Below are 18,702 nucleotides of genomic sequence, written 5' to 3'. Positions count from 1 at the left end.
ACGAACCGTCCGCTGTCGCCGCACCGCCACACGTATTGCTACATATTCCGACAAGTTCGCGACAAAGCCCCAGCAGACCGCGACACCGCCCCCTCCTAGAATCGGCGGCCCATCCGCGGCACACAAAAGAAAAGGGAGAAAACATTCATGATGCAAGCAAAAGCAGGCTGGATCGCGGTCGCCGCGGCCGCCATGTTGCTGGCCGGTTGCGGCGGCTCGGACGATCCGGCCGCTCCGCCGCCGGTCGCCACCGCACCGGCCACGCCCGCGCCCCCCGCCGTGCAGCCGGCCAGCGCGACGGTACTGGCGACGACGTCCAGCGGCATGGAAAGCGTCGCATTCAGCGGCGACGTCGCCTACCTGTCGACGTCCAACTCCGCCACCACCGCCACCGGCGTGTTCTCGGCCGCGCTGCCGCTGCAGGCCGGCTCCGCCTGGAGCGACACGCCGCTGGGCGACTGCGGCCTGGAGCGCGAGGACGGCGGCTTCCCCACCCGCGCGCCCGGCCTGCGCGCCCTGGGCGGCGAGCTGTGGCTGTTCCAGGCCTGGGCCGACAAGGGCGCCGACGCGCGCCCCGAGCACACGCTGTGCTCTCTCGCGACGACGGCCGGCTACAAGGGCTTCGTACCGCGCGACGGCGGCCTGAAGGTGTGCAGCGGCGAATCCTGCTCGATGCTGTCGATGGATGAACTCAAGCTGGTCGGCAACCGCCTGTACACGAATGCCGGCGGCGGCCAGAACGTGCTGGCGTCGAACGACGGCGGCGCTTCCTGGAAAGTGCTGGCGGGCCGCTTCGACCAGGACATCTGCACCCATCCGGCCTTCGAGGTGGTCGGCGACCGCCTGCTGGTGGGCGGCGAATGCCCGCTCGACATGGCCTTCCTGCGCGCCTACCAGCTGGGCGGCGACGGCGTGAGCCTGGCCTCGAAGGAAGCCTTGCCGGTCAGCCTGCCCGACCTGGAAAACCGCAATGTCCAGTTCATCCAGGCGACCGGCGCGCAGCGCGTGTTCGCCGGCGTCGAAGGCGGCCTGCTGCGCAGCGAGGACGGCGGCCGTTCGTTCAAGTTCGTGATCGAGGAACCGCTCAGCGGCGGCAAGCGCTATCCCTACATCCGCCACGTCCTGGCGCTGTCCGGCAAGCCCGACACGATCGTCGCGGCCGGCTTCGACAAGGCCAGCGGCAAGCCCTACCTGGCCTGGTCGAGCGACGGCGGCGGCAAGTGGACCGACATCTCGTCGATCCTGCCGGGCCATGCCCGCGACCTCGACTCGACGTCGGCCGCGATGGTGACGTCGCTGTCGGAAGACCCGCAAGGCCGCGTGATCGCGACCGTCAACGAGCACGAGAACGCGCAGGGACGCCTGGTCCTCGTGACGCTGGGCAGCGCGCCGTAATCACGGCGCCGTGATCAGGGCGCCGCCTTGTCGAGGGTGGCGCCTGCGCGCAGGTCCGCCAGGGCCTGCAGGCAGAAATACTGGAACCACAGCCCGGTGAAGATGAAGATCACCAGGTACAGCCAGATCGACAGCACCGCCAGCACGGGGAACAGCACCACCGACAGCAGCGCGCCGCCGATCCAGACGATGCCCGGCAAGGCGCCCAGCAGGCCCGAGACGGTGCCGATCGCCAGCAGCTGGCGCCGGTGCGCGCGCACGATGGCGCGGCGCTCGTCCAGGCTGGCGTGGATCGACAGCGCGTCGTAGCTCATCACGCGCGCCGTCAGCCAGCCCCACAGCACGGCCTGCACCACCAGCGCCAGCGGCGCCAGCGCGTACAGCGGCACCGTGACGATCCACAGCAGCGCGAACACGACGATCCCCGACACGTTCACGCCCAGGCTGCCCAGGAAGCTGCCGCCCTCCTTGCGCTCCAGCTGGGGGAATTGCACGCGGCTGACGTGGCGCGCGATCGCCGGCATCGCCCCCACGCCGATGAACAGCAGCGAGGTGATGATCATCAGCGGCAGCAGCGCCAGCATGGCGACCAGCGGCACGACCACGTTGTTCAGGAAACCGAGGCCCAGCGTCCTGAGGATGCTGCCGCTGGTCTGGAACCAGCCGTAGTCGAGGAAGACGCCGTGCAGCCAGTCCAGCAGCGGCTGCATGCTGGCGTACAGCAGGCCGCCCCACAGGGCCAGCGACAGCAGCAGGGGCACCACCGACAGCAACAGCATGCGCCGGGAAAACTGCGAGCGCAGCGCGCGCCCGTAGGCCACCGCGATCGGGCGCATCATTGGGCGGCGCCCGATGCGCCACCGGGCACGCTGTCATGCGCCTTGGCCGCCGGCCGGCGCGAAAACTCGACCATGCGCGCGAGGCCCAGCCACTGCTGGCGCCAGAAGCCGCGGCCGTAGTCGCGGCCGGCGCGCACGCCGCCGTCGGCGCTCACGCGCTCGAACTGGTCGCGCACGCCGGTGCGGTGGAAGCGTTCGTCGAAGTTCGCCGTGCGGAACAGGATGTCCCAGACGGGCAGCAGCACGCCGAAATTGCAGCCGCCGATGTCGCGGCCCTTCGACTCGTGGCCGATGCCGACGGCGTGGTGGGTGCGGTGGAAGCGCGGCGACACCAGCAGGCGCTCGCCCAGGCGGCCGAAGTGGATGCGCACGTTGGCATGCTGCAGGCTTTGCAGCACGCGCGAGACGGAGACCAGCAGCACGTACTGGCTCGGCGCCACGCCGATCGCCAGCGCGATGCAGGCCAGGAAGACGTCGCGCAGCAAGTCATCCAGCAAGTGATTCCGGTCGTCGCTCCACAGGTTCATGTCCTGCTGGCTGTGGTGCAGGCTGTGCAGCGCCCACCACCAGCGGAACTTGTGCTGGCCGCGGTGGAACCAGTAGTCGAAGAAGTCGAGCACCACCAGGTACAGCAAGAAGCTCCAGAGCGGCGGCATGTCGGCCACCAGCGACTCCAGGTTGAACGGCCGCACGCCCTCCATGCGCAGCATGCCCGCCACGTGGTCCATGATCGGACCCAGCGTGAAGAATACCGCCATCGTGAAGAAGCCGAGGCGGTGGATCAGCGTGTAGACGAAGTCGTTCCAGCGCGCGCGCCTGTCCGTCATCGGCTGGGCCGGCAGCGCCGCCTCCAGCGGGCGCAGCACCAGGTACAGGGCCGCCACCTCGACGAGGCCGGCGAGGAACCATTCGACGCCCTCGAAGGCGTCCTCGGTGTACTCCCCCATGCCGGTGTAAAACAGGAAAGGCTCGACCACGGATTCGAACAACCATCCCTGGAGGAAGGCGAACCAATCGAGAAAGTGCTGGATCATGTGCTGTCGAAAAATAAAGAATCAGTGACGGCCCGCCGCCGCGCGGTAGGCCGGATGCTCGCGCAGTGTAGCGAAACAGAAGCCTTTCTGCTCGAGGCCGGCGATCAGGGGTTCCAGGTTGGCCGGCATCCAGGGATCCTTGCGCGACCAGATGCCCATGTGGGCCATGAAGATGTCGCCGTCCTTCAGGCCGGACAGCACCCGTTTCAGCAGCACCGCGTTCGGGTAGGCGTCGCTCGAGGTCTCGTCGCCCGAGAAGCCGGCCGGCGCCCAGCCGGCGTGGCGGTAGCCGCAGCTGTTGGCGGCGGCCAGCACGTTGGGCGAGGTATGGCCGCCGGGCGCGCGGAACAGCGGATCGATGTGGTGTCCCGTCAGTTCGGCGAAGCGCGTGTCGACGCGGCGCAGCTCGTCGCAGTACTGCGCGGCGCTCCAGGTCATGGTCTTGCCGGCCTGCGCGCCGAACTGCGGGCGCACGCGGATGCTGCCGTCCTTGCCGTCGCCGCGCCAGTACACGTGGTCGAAGGTATGGGTGCCGAACGCATGGCCCTCGGCCACGCGCGCCTTCCAGTAGTCGGCCCAGGACGCATCGAGCGACCAGTCGCCGCGCACCGTCTTTTCGTTGGCGAGGAAGAAGGTGGCCTGGATGTGGTGGCGCTTGAGGGTATCGGCGATCAGCGCGGCCTGCGACTGGCTGCCCGTGTCGAAGGTAAGGTAGATCGTGCCCCTGCAGGCCTCGGCCGCATGGGCCGGCTGCAGGGCAGGGAGGATCGAGGCCGCCAGCAGCAGCGCCGCCGCGGCCCGGGCGGGCCGCGGATGCATCACATCCGCGGCGCCGCGTTGGCGAAGAACACGCCGTGCGGCGAACGGCCGACCGGGATCTGCTTGATCACCTTGCGGCTGGCGACGTCGATCACGGCCACCTTCTTGATCCAGCGCTGCGTCACCCACAGGGTCTTGCCGTCGGCCGACAGCTCCATGCAGTCCGGACCGCCCGGCACGGGAATCATGCCGACGTTCTGCAGCGTGGTCTGGTCGATGATGTTGATCGAGTTCTGCACGCGGTTCGACACGAAGATGTGGCGGCGGTCGCCCAGCGCGCGGAAGTTGTGGGCGCCGTTGCCCGTCTTGATGCGCTTGACGGTCTTCTGGGTGCGCCAGTCGATCACCTCGACATAGTCGCTGCCCATGATGCCGACGAGGAGGTACTTGTCGTCCGGGGTCATGGAGATGCCGGCCGGGAGCTTGCCGACCGGGATCGTCCACTTGACGGTCTGGGTCTTCAGGTCGATGCCGCTGACCTGGTCGCTGCCCTGCTGGGTCACGAAGGCCATCGTGCTGCCCGCGTCGAAGGCGATGTGGCTCGGCATGCGCGCCAGCGGCAGGCGCTTGCTGAGCAGGAGGTTGCTGCCGTCGTACTTGTAGACGTCGACGCGGTCCAGGCGCAGCGAGGCCGAGACGAACCATTTCTGGTCCGGCGAGAAGCCGATCTGGTAGGGGTCGAGCACGTCCGTCAGGCGGCGCTGCACCTTGCCCGTCTTCGAGTCCAGGAAGATCAGCTCGTTGCCCATCGAGCTGGCGACGATCACGGACTTGTTGTCCGGCGTGGCCATCAGGTGGTGCGGCTCCTTGCCGACCGGGAGCGTGCCGGCGTCGGCGCCGGTGGCCTGGTCGATCAGCTGGACGGTGGCATCGCGCGAATTCAGCACCACGACCACGTTCGCGTGGGCGGCCTGGACGGCGGAAGCGAGGCAGAGACCGGAGAAGATGAGCTTACTGAAGCGGCGCAGCATGGCAGGAGGAATCCGGAAGGAAGAAAAACCTTATTCTACGAGGAAACTTGGCCCCTTCGCTGTGCAAGCAGCAGGAATAAGCACGTTTCGGCGCGCCGCCGCAACAGAGTAGCCAAGGCGTCAATAGCGCTTTGACAGGTCATGCACTACAATCGGCCTTCACTTTGAACAAGAAGGGAAGTCCCATGTCCACCATCACCACGAATTCCGGCCTGCAGTACGAAGACACCGTCGTCGGCGACGGCGCCGAAGCCAAGGCCGGCAGCTATGTCACCGTGCACTATACGGGCTGGCTGCAGAACGACGACGGCAGCGCCGGCGCCAAGTTCGATTCGAGCAAAGACCGCAACGACCCGTTCCAGTTCCCGCTGGGCGCCGGCCACGTGATCCGCGGCTGGGACGAAGGCGTGCAGGGCATGAAGGTCGGCGGCGCGCGCCGCCTGGTCATCCCCGCCAGCCTGGGCTATGGCGCCCGCGGCGCCGGCGGCGTGATCCCGCCGAACGCGACCCTGATCTTCGACGTCGAGCTGCTGGACGTCTGAGCATGATCCGCACCCTTGCCCTGCTCGGCCTGTTCGCCGCCCTCGGCGGCTGCACGGCCATCTCCGTCGGCAGCGCCGTGATCGGCACCGGCGTCTCGGTCGCCTCGACGGCCGTCGGCGCCGGCGTGGCGGTCGGCAAGGGTGCCGTCAATGTCGCCACCTATCCGTTCCGCGGCGGCGACGACGACAAATAGCCTTATCCGGCTGCGGGCCGTTCACGCGTCACGCGTGGACGGGGGACCCGTCCACCCTACCGAACGTTTCCTCTAAAGTTGACTCCGATCGACGCATGATGCGCTAAGATGCGCCAAGTGTTGCCACTAAGGCATCCCGAACACCGCACATCACCGAAGGAGTCACCATGAGTTTGCAAGAACAGTTCGCCCAGGCCCAGATCGATTCGAAGAACCTGCCGGAGCGTCCGGACAACATGACCCTGCTGAAGATCTATGCGCTGTACAAGCAGGGCGCGAACGGCGACGTGACGGGCGAGCGCCCGGGCTTCACCGACATGGTCGGCCGCGCCAAGTACGATGCCTGGGCGGGCCTGCAGGGCACGTCGCAGGAAGACGCGATGCAGCAGTACGTCGACCTGATCGAGGAACTGAAGGACGCCTGAGTTTCAGCCCCCCGCTTCGGCCCCACCTCAGGCCGCGAACGTCTTGCGCATGCTTTCCGCCACCTTCTGCTCGATGGCCGGTGCGAAGGCGCTCATCATGAACCCGAGCTTGATGCGCAAGGCGGCCTGGCTCTGCTCCAGCGCGAGCACGCCTTCCACCCCGCTGCGCTCGAAGCGCAGCACGTCGCCCTCCCACCTGCACTGCAATCCATAGTCGCTGGCCAGCTTGTCCGCCACCTTCTGGGCCGCCGCGCGCGCCGCCGGCTGGGTAAGCGTGTGTTGCTGGATGATGCTGATGTCCGCCATCTGGCTGTTCCTTCTATTTAAGTACTGATCTAGCGCAAAAGCCCGTCATGATGCCAGCTCAGTCCGTCTTAGGCCAGTATTGACCCTAGAGAATGGTCAATTGACCAATCTCAATGCTTCTCGAAGGCAAGCGACGACCATTCCCCTCAACGCCGTTTCCCGCGGCCGCCATCGAGGAGAACCCATGGAATCGTCCACCTTGCCGCCGGTCGGCTTCATTCCCACCCCCAGCGCGCCCTACCGCCAGCACCGCAAGGCGGCGCAATTGCTCGACCAGCCGGGGCGCCCGCGGCTTGCCGGCGCCGCCGAATCCGCGCGTCCCGCCGACGCCGGCACCGGGGACGCGCCCCTGCCCTATGCCTTCGGCGCGCGCGTGCTGATGTGGAAGCAGGATCCGTCGGTGTCCGAGATCGGCACGCGCAAGGCCTTCCTGCCCGGCGTGGTGCTGGCCGGACCGCGCGACGCCCGCATCGAGATCGTCGACGCGGCCAATGCGCCCGTCGAGCCGAACGCCTTCGGCGACTTCGTCACCATGCCGGACACGCCCCAGTTCGACGCCGTGCACACCTTCGCCGTGGTGCGCCAGACGCTGACCATGTACCAGCGCGCCCTGTCCTCGGCCGGGGCCGCCATGCCGCTGCCCTGGCAGTGGAACAGCAGCACCGACACGACGCCCCTGCAGGTCTACCCCTACGGCCTGCCGAACGTGATGAATGCCTTCTACAGCCGCACGCAGGGCTGCCTGAAGTTCGGCGACTTCGTCCCCAGCGGCGAAAGCGCGCGCGTGTACACCTGCCGCTCCTTCGACATCGTCGCCCACGAGACGGGCCACGCCGTGCTGGACGGCCTCAAGCCGCAATGGCTGGAGGCCGACAACCCGCCCCAGACGGGCGGCCTGCACGAAGCCTTCGGCGACCTGACCGCGATCTTCCTGGCGCTGTCCCAGCTCGACCAGTGCGAGGCCGTGGTGGCGCAAACCAAGGCGCACCTGCACGACAAGACCTTCCTGGCCGACATCGCCGAGCAGTTCGGCCTGGCCTTGGGCAGCACCACGGGCCTGCGCAATGCGGACAACGACCTGACGCTGTCGCAGGCCGGCACCGAAGTCCACGCGCTGTCGCAGGTATTCACGGGCGCCGTCTACGACATCCTGGCCGACGCGTTCGCCTTCGAGCGCCACCCCGAGCTGGAGGATTGTGCCGGCGTGCTGCACCGCACGGCCGGCTGGCTGCGCGGCCTGGTGCTGCGCGCCCTGGTCGCCGCGCCGGACACGGCCGCCACCTATGCCGACGTGGCCAACGAGATGCTGCGCCTGGCCGCCGAAGACGGCAAGCCGCAGGCCTACCAGGGCTTCATCCGCGACCGCTTCGCCGAGCGCGAAGTGCTGGACGTGGCCGCGCCGGACGCCCGGACGCCGTCCGTGCCTGCCCCGGCCGGCGGCGGCGCGCCCGCGCGGCGCTTCGCGCCGCTGGTCTGCGACGCGCCCGGCGCCCGCCAGGACCGCCGCGCCTGCTGCGGCACGATGAACCTGGCCGAGTACTATCACGTCGAACGGCTGCTGGACCGGGAAGCGCAGGCGCTGGCGCGCTGGTGCCTGGAGCACGGCCGCACGGGGCCGGCCGGCGTCGCCGTCGCCGCCGTCGCCAGCGTCACCAGCGTCACCGTGGCGGCCGCCGCGGTCGGAACGGACGAGGTAGGGCCGGGCTTGAAGGAGGCGGGATGAAGATCACGGCCAGGACCGGCGGCGGCTTCGCCGGCATCGAACGATGCGTGGAGCTGGACACCGGCGGCCACGCCGACGGCAAGGCGGTCGAGGCGCTGCTCGAGCGCCTCGACTTCTTCGGGCCGGCGCCCGCCTGCCCCGTCGGCGCCGACCTGCGGCGCTGGGAGATCACGGTCGACGACGGCCGGCGCTGCCGCACGGTGACGGTGGCGGAAGACGGCTTGCCGCCCGGCGCCGCCTGGCAAGCGCTGCTGGACCACCTGCGCGGCGCCGCCTAGACATCATCCACGGCGATAATGCGTCGCGGACTGAACACATTTGCTTATGTGTATTGTGTATAAGTCCGATTTGTCGTAGAAGCCGAATTGCCCTAAAATACAGTGCTTTGCCGCGTCCGGCGAGCCTTCTCGCGCGCATCCGCCGCCGCCCCCACTCTGATTGATAGGACTGTTATGACCCACGTTGTCACCGAATCGTGCATCCGTTGTCGCTATACCGATTGCGTGGATGTATGCCCGGTAGATTGTTTCCGGGAAGGCCCGAACTTCCTCGCCATCGACCCGGACGAGTGCATCGACTGCGCCGTGTGCGTGGCCGAGTGCCCGGTGAACGCCATCTATGCGGAAGAGGACGTGCCGTCGGACCAGCAGCAATTCATCAAGATCAACGCCGACCTGGCGCGCAGCTGGCCGTCGATCACCAAGACCAAGCCCGCCCTGCCCGACGCGGAAGAGTGGAAGGACGTCAAGAGCAAGCTGGACCAACTGGCCCGCTGATCCATTCCCGATCGAATCACCGATCCATTACAGTCTCGGGATCGCGTAAAACCGTAGCGAGCGGCGGCAGAAGTGGCCGAGAAGCGCAGCCGTACCGGCGTACGGCGAGCATCGCAGGCCGCTTCTGCAACGCGCAGTAGGTTTGACGCGACCCCTTCATACAGGAAGTAAGCATGACAATCAGTGCGACCTCGGAAGCGGTCACCATCGCTCCCAACAGCTCCTTTGCCGGCGCCATCGAAGCCGATGCCGTGATCATCGGTGCGGGCCCGGTCGGCCTGTTCCAGGTATTCGAGCTGGGCCTGCTGGAGATCAAAGCCCACGTCATCGATTCGCTGCCCGCCGTCGGCGGCCAGTGCGTGGAACTGTACCCGGACAAGCCGATCTACGACATCCCCGCCGTGCCCGTCTGCACCGGCCAGGAACTGACCGACAACCTGCTCAAGCAGATCGAGCCGTTCGAGCCGACGTTCCACCTGGGCCAGGAAGTGACCACCGTGCAGCGCCGCGAAGACCAGCGCTTCAACGTCGAGACCTCGACCGGCACGCAGTTCATCACCAAGACCATCTTCATCGCCGCCGGCGTCGGTTCCTTCCAGGCGCGCACGATCAAGGTCGACGGCATCGAGAAGTTCGAGAACAGCCAGCTGTTCTACCGCGTCAAGGATCCGAGCCTGTTCGAAGGCAAGAACCTGGTCATCTGCGGCGGCGGCGACTCCGCGCTGGACTGGGCGCTGAACTTCGTCGGCAAGGCCGAGTCCGTCGTTCTGGTGCACCGCCGCGAAGATTTCCGCGCCGCCCCGGCATCGGTCGCCAAGATGAAGCAGCTGTGCGACGAATACGAGATGCAGCTGATCACCGGCCAGGTGACCGGCTTCGACGAAAAGGACGGCAAGCTGTCCGAAGTGAAAGTCACCGGCGCCGACGGCGTGACCCGCCGCGTGCCGCTGGACATGCTGATGGTATTCTTCGGCCTGTCGCCGAAGCTGGGCCCGATCGCCGAGTGGGGCCTGGACATCGAGCGCCGCCAGCTGAAGGTCATGGACACCGAGAAGTTCGAGACCAACGTGCCGGGCATCTTCGCCGTGGGCGACATCAACACCTACCCGGGCAAGAAGAAGCTGATCCTGTCGGGCTTCCACGAAGCCGCGCTGGCCGCCTTCGGCGCCGCGCCGTACATCTTCCCGGACAAGAAGATCCACATGCAGTACACGACGACCTCGCCGAAACTGCACAAGATCCTGGGCGTCGAAACGCCGCAGTTCGACTGAGGCGCGTCGGTCGATTCGCGACCGCCCAGCTTGCCGTTCCGTAACACGGTACCCACGAAACATGCCCCGCACCGCGGGGCATTTTTCTTATGTAGTGCACTTAACGAACCGCCCCGCGCGAAGTGTGATACAAATGTTGCATTGCACTATTGTCAGTTTGCGACACCTGCTTGATGTTGCCCCACGCCAAGCCAATCAAGCCTATAATCGCTTTACCACGTTGCGCAGACGTTTGCAATTGCGCACAGAGTCAAGAAGGAAAAAAAATTATGCTTTATCAACTGCACGAGATGCAACGCTCCTTCCTGAACCCACTGATGCAGTGGGCCGATGCTTCTGCCAAACTGTTTTCGAATCCAGTTTCGCCGTTCGCGCACACCCCGTTCTCGCAGCGTATCGCTGCCGGCTACGAGCTGATGTACCGTCTCGGCAAGGACTATGAGAAACCTGCTTTCGGCCTGACCTCGACCACCATCAATGGACAGGAAGTCGGCATCATGGAGCACACGGTCGTCAGCAAGCCGTTCTGCAAGCTGCTCCATTTCAAGAAGGACATGAGCGACACCGACTTCGCGGCGCTCGCGCAACCGACCGTCCTCGTCGTGGCGCCACTGTCGGGCCACCATGCCACCCTGCTGCGCGACACCGTGCGCGCCCTGTTGCCGAACCAGGACGTCTACATCACCGACTGGGTCGACGCGCGCATGGTGCCGCTGTCCGACGGCCCGTTCCACCTCGACGACTACGTTTATTACGTCCAGGACTTCATCCGCCACCTGGGCCCGGACGTGCACGTGATCTCCGTGTGCCAGCCGACCGTGCCGGTGCTCGCCGCGATCTCGCTGATGGCCAGCAACAAGGACCCGAAACTGCCCAAGTCGATGATCATGATGGGCGGCCCGATCGATCCGCGCAAGTCGCCGACGGCCGTCAACGACCTGGCCACCGAGAAACCGTTCTCGTGGTTCGAGAACACCGTGATCTATGCCGTGCCGGGCAATTATCCGGGCGTGGGCCGCAAGGTCTACCCGGGCTTCCTCCAGCACGCCGGCTTCATCGCCATGAACCCGGGCCGCCATGCCCAGTCGCACCGCGAGTTCTACCAGCACCTGGTGCGCGGCGACGACGATTCGGCCGAGGCGCACCGCAAGTTCTACGACGAATACAACGCCGTGCTCGACATGCCGGCCGAGTACTACCTCGAAACCATCAAGACCGTGTTCCAGGAATCGCGCCTGCCCAAGGGCACCTGGGAAGTGGGCGGCCAGCTGGTCCGTCCCCAGGACATCGAGAGCGTCGCCCTGTTCACCATCGAAGGCGAGCTGGACGACATCTCCGGCCTGGGCCAGACCCATGCTGCCCACGAGCTGTGCAGCAAGATCCCGGCCGAGCTGCACCAGCAGTTCACGGCGCCGAAGTGCGGCCACTACGGCATCTTCTCGGGCCGCCGCTGGCGCGAGATCATCTGCCCGATGATCGGGGAGTTCATCCGCAAGCACGCGTAAGCGGTCGGCTGACGAGATTGGGTCCCTGCCTTCGCAGGGACGACGGCAGATGATGCGTCGTCCCTGCGAAGGCGGAAGAGTGCCCCCAGCACTCTTCCCCCAATTTTTTATGCATTCAAACGCAAACGGCCCGCCTCGAATCCGAAGCAGGCCGTCCACGCCGCCTCCCCCCGCGGAAGCGAAACCCTGCTCACCTACCGGGGCCGCCCTGCGGGCAGCCCCTGGATCAGTGATTGATGATCAGGTCGGCGATGACGCCGGTGGCAATGGCCGCCAGCACATAGTCGCTGCCCGTCTGCACCCAGTGGTAGCCGCGCGGCGGCTGGCGCAGGTGGTGGCCGCGCCAGTCGTTCACCACGTACTGGTTGTGGCGGTAGCGGTCGGGCAGGCGTGAGCCGCGGTGGAAGTTGCGGTCCGGACCGGCGCCGTCGTGGCGGCCGCCGTAGTTGCGGTCATCGCGGCGGCCGTCGCGGTCGTGGCGGTCGTCGCCACGGTAGTCGCCGCGGCCATCGCGTTGGTCATGGCGCTGGTCGTAGCGGTCATGGTCGCGGTCGCCGTGATAGCGGTCCTGGGCGAAGCTCGACGCACCCGCGCCCAGCAGCGCCACCATCAGCGTCGATACGATCATCTTCTTGTTGTTCATGGCATTCTTCCTCAGTGCATAAGTTGTCTCCAGTAGACCACCGGGCGCTTCCACTGCTCCGTTCGCTGACTCACGGAAGACATCCATGCGGCCGCCGTTTTCGTATCAAGATGTGACAGCGCCGCTTTTCGACGCCTGCCGGCTTTTAGCGGATAATGGCGGTCTATCCAGTTTCATCGTTGCATCGCCGTGACCAAGACGCTCGCCGACCAGATCGAAGACCTGCTGCCGCAGACCCAGTGCACCAAGTGCGGCTACCCCGCGTGCCGCCCATATGCGGAGGCGATCGCGCGCGGCGAGGCCGAGATCAACCAGTGCCCGCCGGGCGGCATCGAGGGCGTCGCGCGCCTGGCCGCCGTCACGGGCAGGAAGGTCATTCCGATCAACCCCGCCAACGGCATCGAACGCCCGCGCCCCGTCGCCTTCATCGACGAGGCGCTGTGCATCGGCTGCACGCTGTGCATCCAGGCCTGCCCCGTCGACGCCATCCTCGGCGCGGCCAAGCAGATGCACACCATCCTGCCGAGCCTGTGCACCGGCTGCGACCTGTGCGTCGCGCCCTGCCCGGTCGACTGCATCGCGATGATCCCGCGCACGAACGACCCGGCGAGCGAACCGACCGGCTGGGCCGCCTGGTCGCAGGAACAGGCCGATGCGGCGCGCGCGCGCCACGACTTCCGCAGCGCGCGCCTGCGGCGCGAAAAGGAAGAGAACGATGCGCGCCTGGCCGCCAAGGCGGTCGAGAAGATGCGCGCCGTGACGGCCGAGGCAACCAATACGCCGGAAGAGCTGGCGGAAAAGGAGCGCAAGCGCGCGATCATCGCCGCCGCGATGGAACGCGCCAGGCAGAAGGCCGCGGCCACGGCGCCGCCGGCGAAGAACAACGAAGAACAGTAAGCCACTGAACCCCGCGATGAACCCCGCCAAACGCCTCGAGATCTTCACCCGCTTTCGCGACGCCAACCCCCATCCGACCACCGAACTCGAATACACGACCCCGTTCGAACTGCTGATCGCCGTGCTGCTCTCGGCCCAGTCGACCGACGTCGGCGTCAACAAGGCCACGCGCAAGCTGTACCCGGTCGCGAACACGCCGCAGGCGATCCTCGACCTCGGCCTGGAGGAACTGAAGACCTATATCTCGACGATCGGCCTGTACAACACCAAGGCCAAGAACGTCATCGCCACCTGCGAGATCCTGGTGAACCAGTACGGCGGCGAGGTCCCGCGTTCGCGCGAGGCGCTCGAGGCCCTGCCCGGCGTGGGCCGCAAGACCGCCAACGTGGTGCTCAACACGGCGTTCGGCAAACCGACGATGGCGGTGGACACGCACATCTTCCGCGTGGCCAACCGCACCAGGATCGCACCCGGCAAGAACGTCGACATCGTCGAGCAGAAGCTGCTGAAGTTCGTGCCCAGGGATTTCCTGCACGACGCCCACCACTGGCTCATCCTGCACGGCCGCTACACCTGCGTGGCGCGCAAGCCCAAGTGCTGGAACTGTTTGATCAACGACCTGTGCGAGTTCAAGGACAAGACGCCGGTGCCGGCGGACGCTTGAGCCGACACGCATCGAAAGACAAAGGGCGCCGCGGCGCCCTTTCGTTCGTCACCGCGCCGTCTCGCGGAAGCTGAAATGCTTGTGCCCCAGGTAGCTGGAAAACACGGGCACGACCACGCCGATGCCGTGCGCGATCTCGCGCGCGTAGGCGGTGACGCCCAGCGCCGGCAGCACCCATTTCACCAGCAGCATGCTGATCGCCCAGGTCTGGGCGACGGCCACCACGTTCACCAGGATGAACCAGCCGGCCGCGCGGTGTGCCGCCTGGGTGCTGGCGCTGAACACGAACAGCTTGCTCAGCACGAAGGCCGTCACCATGCCCGTGAGGTAGGCGCAGACGACGGCCCAGGAGAACGGCATCGCCCGGTTGTACAGGATGCGCGAGCCGAAATTGACGGCCGCCGCGAAGCCGCCCGTCAGCAGGAAGACCAGGAACTGGCGCGAGGCGAAACTGGACGCAATGCGCTTGATCACGCCCCCGCCTCGCGCGCCATCTTGCGGCCGAATTCGATGCTCTCCGAGATGCCACGGTCTTCGGGATAGTAGTAGGACGTGTCGGCCACCCACAGGCCGTCCACCGGCAGCCTGGCCGGCGGCAGGCGGCCCAGGTAGCCGGGCTCGCAGATCGGCTGGGCGTAGCGGTAGCGGCTGGCGCGCATGTCGACGAAGTCCGATTCCGCCAGCCGCGGATTGATCTTCATGAGGTAGCGCTTGACCTTGTCCAGGAAGGCCTGGTCCGGCTCCGCGAACTTCGGATGCTCGCCCGGCACGTAGAACGGCACGTAGACGATGTGCTCGCCGTTCATCGGACGCAGGTTCGTGTATTCGACGAGGCCCGGGATGTCCATCTCGTCGTCGTTGGTGTTGAGCCAGAAGTTCTCGGTGACCGGCTTCCTCAGCTTGGCGATCACGCACACGACGGCGATGTTCTTCTTGGCGCGGAACGCGTCCAGCGTGGCCGGCGGCAGGTCCGGCATCACGCGCGGGACGTAGGGCAGCGGGATGGTGCTGATCACCTTGTCGAAGGGGGCGAACTCGCCGCCCGCTTCCACGCCTGTTACCTTGCCGCCTTCGATGACCACCCTGGTCGCCGGCGTCTTCAGGCGCAGGATGCCGCCGTGTTGCAGGATGTCGGCACGCATGCCTTCCAGCAGCGTCTCCGAGCCGCCGTCCAGGTAGCCCAGCTTTTCCTTGAACAGGTTGTAGCGCGAACGGCCGATGCGGCGGATGCGGCTCCAGATCCAGGCGGCCGACAGGTTGTCGCTGTAGTCGTAGAATTTGTAGTCGAACAGGCGCCGCCACAGCACTTCCCAGGCTTCCGGTCCGACGTTGCGCTTGATCCAGCCGCTCGCCTCGACGTGGTCGAGCGGCTTCCAGTCGTCGCGCTTGGTCGACAGGAAGGCGTGCAAGCCGTAGCGGAACTTGGCCGAGAATCCCAGGCCGCGGAACTTCAGCAGCGCGATGGGGTTGCCCCATTCCTGCACCTCGCCGCGGTACCAGTAGCCCATCTTCGTGGCCACCCAGTGCATCTTCGACGACAGCCCCAGCTCGTCCAGCACTTTCAAAAAGGCGTGGTCGGAAATCGCATGGAAATGGTAGTAGCGCTCGATCGAAGTGCCCGAGAAATCGAAGTGCGCGGCCATGCCGCCGACGCGGTCGTCCGCTTCGTACACGACCGGCTCATGGCCGTCGCGCGCCAGTTGATACGCCACCGCCAGGCCCATCGGCCCGGCACCCAGGACGGCAATACGTTGTTTCATCAGAACTCCAGGACGACGTTGCTGTATGTCGGATCGTTGAAGGTTTCGTCGATGGCCTTGGCGAACGGGGTGCTCTGCACCTTGAACATGCCGGGCCAGTCGATCACCTCGAAGCTGTCGCGCGCGACCAGCGCGGCCAGCTGCTGCGTGGTGAACGGCGGGTTGCTGTCGAACTTGCCCCATACCCACAGCAGCGCGTAGAACAGGCCGTAGGGGATCTTGACGATCGGGGTCTTGGAGCGCGTCACGCGCTTGATCTCGCGGATGATGTCGATGTAGTCGACTTCCTCGTGGCCCGAGATGTTGTAGACGCCGGTGATGCCCGGGTTCTCGATGCAGCTCATGACGACGTTGCAGAAGTCGCCCACGTACAGCGGCTGGCGCATGTAGCGGCCATGGCCGGGAATCGGGAACACCGGCACCTTGCTCATGAAGCGCGACAGCCAGCCCAGGTGCTTGCGGTCGAACCAGCCGTACATCAGCGTGGGGCGCAGCACCGGGCAGGCGATGCCGCTCGCCAGCACCATGTCCTCCTGCTCGCGCTTGCTGCGCGTGTAGAAGTCGTCCGCCACCGACACCACCACCGAGGAGCTGATCGCGACCAGGCGCGTGTCCGGCTGGCCCTTGATGATGTCGAGCTGGTGGCGCGTCGCGTCGACGTTGTTGCGCACGAAGTCCGTCCAGTCGTTGCCGCCGATCTGGGCCTGCAGCATGACGACGGTGGATCCGTCCGTGAAGTGGCGCGCCCACTCGCCCGGCTCGGCCAGGTCGGCGTATTCGACGACGATGTCGGGCTGCACGCGGCGCAGCACTTCGATGTTGGCGCGGTGCTTGTCCAGCACCACGATGTTGCGGTAGCCGCGCGCCTTCAGGCGCGCCACCAGGTTTTGTCCGACCAGCCCGGCGCCGCCGGGCAGGACGATCTTGCGATCAAACAGGTTCATGCCGGATCCTTCCTGATGCCGTACAGGGACAAGCCGAGCTGGCGCGTGTCGTCGCCCATATCGAATTGCTTGGGCATCAGCGGCTCGGCGATCTTCAGCTCGATGTGCTTGGCGGCGCCCGGTTCCGGTCCGAGGTCGATGGGGAAGCGGCGACGTTGCTCGAAGTAGTTCCATTCGAGCCGGCCCGCCGGACGGCCGTCGACGAAGGCCTGCGCATGCTGGCGCAGCGCGGCGTAGCCGATGAAGGCGCCCAGGTCCAGCGTCAGCGTGCGGCTGCGCGCCGGATCGGCCGGCAGGTCGATCTCGGCGACCGGGCCGTCGGTCCACACGAATTCGCCTTCGAGGTTCGACCAGTCCTTGCCCAGCAGCCCCTTGAAGTAGGCCGGCTGCTCCTTGACGGTGACGTAGGCGAGCGGCCGCGGCGGCTCGCCGACGCGGAACAGGGCCACGCTGCGTCCTTCGACATCGGGCTCGCCGCGCACCGGATCGGGCGCGCCGACCACGCGTACCGCGTAGCGCCGGTTGGCCGCAACCTCCTCCGGCCGGCAGCGCGCCGGCCAGGTGTGCGAGACGTGCCAGTTCTCGTGGATGCAGACGAGATTCTCGTGACGCCGCTTGGCATGGACCTGCACCGCCAGCGCCATGCCCCAGGGACGCTCGTCCGCTTGCAGGTCGAGCACGATGCGTCCGCTGCCGGGCAATCCGTGCAGCCATGCGTACAATTCGGCGACGCCGGCCTGGTGGTAGTTATAGGTGTAGTTCGGCTCCTTGCGGGCTTGCGGCCAGCATGCGAGCAGCACGCCGAACAGCGCCAGGCAGGCGAGCGCCTGGCCGGCGCCGTCCGCCAGCGCACGGCACAGGTACAGCGCCGCCAGGCCCAGGCACATGGCCGGCACCGCATAGTAGAAATAGGCGACGTAGGTCATCGACAGGTCGTCGACGCCCGCCTTGGCGTAGTACAGCAGCGCGAGGCTCGCGGCGGCGAAGGCGATGCCCATGGCGCGCGCTCCCTGTACGAAGCGGCGGCGCGCCGGCGCGCCCGCGTCGGCGTCCCGGGACGCGGACGGCACCGCCACCAGCAGAACCGCCACCACCAGCGCCAGCAGGCCGCCCCACAGCGGCATCCGACCCGCGCCCCAGTACACGAGCACGAAGTCGATCGCTTCCTGCAGGCCGTGGCCCTGGTTCTGGCGGCCGAAGCTGATGTAGTTGGCCACCGGGCCGGGAAAATGCCGGACGGTGACGATCAGCAGCGGCACCAGGAACAGGAACAGGATACCGAGCGCGGCCAGGATCGTGCGGCGGTGGGCCGCCATCCAGGCGCGCGACAGGATGCGCAGCGCCGGGTCGCGGCGCGACAGCAGCCAGTTTGCGGCCAGCACCAGCGCCAGCGTAATGCCCAGCATGGGCACGAAGGACACGTGGCCGTTGACCAGGAAGCCGCTGCTGACGGCGAGCGCCTTGAGCGTGTCGCTGCGGCCGTAGGCCAGCGGCGCGATCGCCGCCAGCATCGCCGCGTACGGGAAGAAGTACATGTGCGGGAACCACATGCCGTTGACCAGGGCCGGATCGATGGTCAGGGTCGCCAGCACGAACACGGCGACGAACAGCAGCGCCTGCAGCGCACCGGCGCTGCGGCGCACGATCGCGAACACCAGCGTCATCCAGGCCGCGTTGTACAGCAGGGCTGCAAGCAGCTGGCCGCCGAACGGCGACGGCACGACGTGCAGCCAGTCGTGGAACAGCAGTTCGCCGGCGGCCAGCACGTACAGGATCGCCGGTCCCGGATGGTTGAATCCGACCCGCGAGTAATTCCCGTAGAGGAGATGCAGGCGCTTGGCATCCTGCACCAGCAGGCTGTTGGCGGCAAAGTCGCCGGCCTCGGTGCCGGCGGCCTGGATCATGGGCCAGCAGGCGGCGGCCAGGGCGGCGCCGATCAGCAGGAACAGCAGCGCGCACGCGAGGATGCGCGGCAGGCGTTGGTCGTCGGTCAT

21 protein-coding genes are annotated in these 18,702 nt (G+C 66.8%); 11 read left to right on the top strand and 10 right to left on the bottom strand.

Features of this window, described 5'->3' with window-relative positions:
- Window positions 1-147 precede the first annotated feature (147 nt).
- Window positions 148-1,395, top strand: a complete 1,248-nt coding sequence (locus QPK32_RS10270; protein WP_290412701.1) for a hypothetical protein — start codon at window positions 148-150, stop codon at window positions 1,393-1,395.
- Window positions 1,396-1,409: 14 nt separating this feature from the next.
- Here the strand turns inward: QPK32_RS10270 and QPK32_RS10265 are convergent, their stop codons facing one another.
- The 4 genes from QPK32_RS10265 to QPK32_RS10250 are packed head-to-tail and all read right to left on the bottom strand — an operon-like array spanning window position 1,410 to window position 5,058.
- Window positions 1,410-2,234 (bottom strand): EI24 domain-containing protein, encoded by an 825-nt coding sequence (locus tag QPK32_RS10265; RefSeq protein ID WP_308632503.1) that lies wholly within the window; start codon window positions 2,232-2,234, stop codon window positions 1,410-1,412.
- Complete coding sequence (locus tag QPK32_RS10260) at window positions 2,231-3,268, bottom strand: sterol desaturase family protein (protein ID WP_290412700.1); 1,038 nt, start codon at window positions 3,266-3,268, stop codon at window positions 2,231-2,233. The genes QPK32_RS10265 and QPK32_RS10260 overlap by 4 nt, the downstream gene beginning before the upstream one ends.
- 21 nt (window positions 3,269-3,289) lie before the next feature.
- Window positions 3,290-4,087: a polysaccharide deacetylase family protein gene (locus tag QPK32_RS10255; RefSeq protein ID WP_290412699.1), complete on the bottom strand. Its 798-nt coding sequence runs from the start codon at window positions 4,085-4,087 to the stop codon at window positions 3,290-3,292.
- Window positions 4,087-5,058, bottom strand: coding sequence for a cytochrome D1 domain-containing protein (locus tag QPK32_RS10250; RefSeq protein WP_290412698.1), 972 nt, complete (start codon window positions 5,056-5,058; stop codon window positions 4,087-4,089). The genes QPK32_RS10255 and QPK32_RS10250 overlap by 1 nt, the downstream gene beginning before the upstream one ends.
- A gap of 185 nt (window positions 5,059-5,243) precedes the next feature.
- On the opposite strand from QPK32_RS10250, the gene QPK32_RS10245 reads away from it, so the two are divergent.
- From QPK32_RS10245 to QPK32_RS10235, 3 genes are all read left to right on the top strand, one after another.
- Window positions 5,244-5,600 carry an FKBP-type peptidyl-prolyl cis-trans isomerase gene (locus QPK32_RS10245; RefSeq protein WP_290412697.1) on the top strand — a complete coding sequence of 119 codons (357 nt, stop codon included), beginning with the start codon at window positions 5,244-5,246 and terminating at the stop codon, window positions 5,598-5,600.
- 2 nt (window positions 5,601-5,602) lie between these two features.
- A complete protein-coding gene (locus tag QPK32_RS10240) occupies window positions 5,603-5,794 on the top strand; it encodes a hypothetical protein (RefSeq protein WP_290412696.1) in 192 nt (63 codons plus the stop codon).
- A gap of 167 nt (window positions 5,795-5,961) precedes the next feature.
- A complete protein-coding gene (locus QPK32_RS10235) occupies window positions 5,962-6,219 on the top strand; it encodes an acyl-CoA-binding protein (RefSeq protein WP_290412695.1) in 258 nt (85 codons plus the stop codon).
- Between the two features lie 27 nt (window positions 6,220-6,246).
- Here QPK32_RS10235 and QPK32_RS10230 read toward each other — a convergent pair whose 3' ends face one another.
- Window positions 6,247-6,525, bottom strand: a complete 279-nt coding sequence (locus QPK32_RS10230; RefSeq protein ID WP_290412694.1) for a polyhydroxyalkanoic acid system family protein — start codon at window positions 6,523-6,525, stop codon at window positions 6,247-6,249.
- A 184-nt stretch (window positions 6,526-6,709) separates the two neighbouring features.
- Here QPK32_RS10230 and QPK32_RS10225 point away from each other — a divergent pair, with 184 nt between their 5' ends.
- From QPK32_RS10225 to QPK32_RS10205, 5 genes are all read left to right on the top strand, one after another.
- Complete coding sequence (locus QPK32_RS10225; RefSeq protein ID WP_290412693.1) at window positions 6,710-8,248, top strand: hypothetical protein; 1,539 nt, start codon at window positions 6,710-6,712, stop codon at window positions 8,246-8,248.
- Window positions 8,245-8,526 carry a protealysin inhibitor emfourin gene (locus QPK32_RS10220; RefSeq protein WP_290412692.1) on the top strand — a complete coding sequence of 94 codons (282 nt, stop codon included), beginning with the start codon at window positions 8,245-8,247 and terminating at the stop codon, window positions 8,524-8,526. Before QPK32_RS10225 ends, QPK32_RS10220 begins: the two co-directional genes overlap by 4 nt.
- A gap of 174 nt (window positions 8,527-8,700) precedes the next feature.
- The gene (gene fdxA / locus QPK32_RS10215; protein ID WP_290412691.1) at window positions 8,701-9,024 is read left to right on the top strand and encodes a ferredoxin FdxA; all 324 of its coding nucleotides are present in this window, start codon (window positions 8,701-8,703) and stop codon (window positions 9,022-9,024) included.
- 173 nt (window positions 9,025-9,197) lie between these two features.
- A complete protein-coding gene (locus tag QPK32_RS10210) occupies window positions 9,198-10,295 on the top strand; it encodes an NAD(P)/FAD-dependent oxidoreductase (RefSeq protein WP_290412690.1) in 1,098 nt (365 codons plus the stop codon).
- A 269-nt stretch (window positions 10,296-10,564) separates the two neighbouring features.
- The gene (locus QPK32_RS10205; RefSeq protein ID WP_290412689.1) at window positions 10,565-11,800 is read left to right on the top strand and encodes a polyhydroxyalkanoate depolymerase; all 1,236 of its coding nucleotides are present in this window, start codon (window positions 10,565-10,567) and stop codon (window positions 11,798-11,800) included.
- Between the two features lie 226 nt (window positions 11,801-12,026).
- Here the strand turns inward: QPK32_RS10205 and QPK32_RS10200 are convergent, their stop codons facing one another.
- Window positions 12,027-12,443 carry an RcnB family protein gene (locus QPK32_RS10200; RefSeq protein WP_290412688.1) on the bottom strand — a complete coding sequence of 139 codons (417 nt, stop codon included), beginning with the start codon at window positions 12,441-12,443 and terminating at the stop codon, window positions 12,027-12,029.
- Window positions 12,444-12,632: 189 nt separating this feature from the next.
- Between QPK32_RS10200 and rsxB the strand changes: the two genes are divergently transcribed.
- Window positions 12,633-13,340 carry an electron transport complex subunit RsxB gene (gene rsxB / locus QPK32_RS10195; protein WP_290412687.1) on the top strand — a complete coding sequence of 236 codons (708 nt, stop codon included), beginning with the start codon at window positions 12,633-12,635 and terminating at the stop codon, window positions 13,338-13,340.
- A 16-nt stretch (window positions 13,341-13,356) separates the two neighbouring features.
- Window positions 13,357-14,004, top strand: a complete 648-nt coding sequence (gene nth, locus QPK32_RS10190; protein WP_290412686.1) for an endonuclease III — start codon at window positions 13,357-13,359, stop codon at window positions 14,002-14,004.
- 48 nt (window positions 14,005-14,052) lie between these two features.
- Here nth and QPK32_RS10185 read toward each other — a convergent pair whose 3' ends face one another.
- The 4 genes from QPK32_RS10185 to QPK32_RS10170 are packed head-to-tail and all read right to left on the bottom strand — an operon-like array spanning window position 14,053 to window position 18,702.
- The gene (locus QPK32_RS10185) at window positions 14,053-14,478 is read right to left on the bottom strand and encodes a GtrA family protein (protein WP_290412685.1); all 426 of its coding nucleotides are present in this window, start codon (window positions 14,476-14,478) and stop codon (window positions 14,053-14,055) included.
- Window positions 14,475-15,764, bottom strand: coding sequence for an NAD(P)/FAD-dependent oxidoreductase (locus QPK32_RS10180; RefSeq protein ID WP_374046725.1), 1,290 nt, complete (start codon window positions 15,762-15,764; stop codon window positions 14,475-14,477). Before QPK32_RS10180 ends, QPK32_RS10185 begins: the two co-directional genes overlap by 4 nt.
- Window positions 15,764-16,708, bottom strand: coding sequence for an NAD-dependent epimerase/dehydratase family protein (locus QPK32_RS10175; protein ID WP_374046724.1), 945 nt, complete (start codon window positions 16,706-16,708; stop codon window positions 15,764-15,766). The genes QPK32_RS10180 and QPK32_RS10175 overlap by 1 nt, the downstream gene beginning before the upstream one ends.
- Entirely contained in the window at window positions 16,705-18,702 is a 1,998-nt protein-coding gene (locus QPK32_RS10170) for a hypothetical protein (protein ID WP_290412684.1), read from the bottom strand. The genes QPK32_RS10175 and QPK32_RS10170 overlap by 4 nt, the downstream gene beginning before the upstream one ends.

It is taken from the genome of Massilia sp. YIM B02763 (genome assembly GCF_030412015.1).
Lineage (GTDB): Bacteria > Pseudomonadota > Gammaproteobacteria > Burkholderiales > Burkholderiaceae_D > Telluria.
This window is presented reverse-complemented; position numbering and strand designations above follow the sequence as displayed.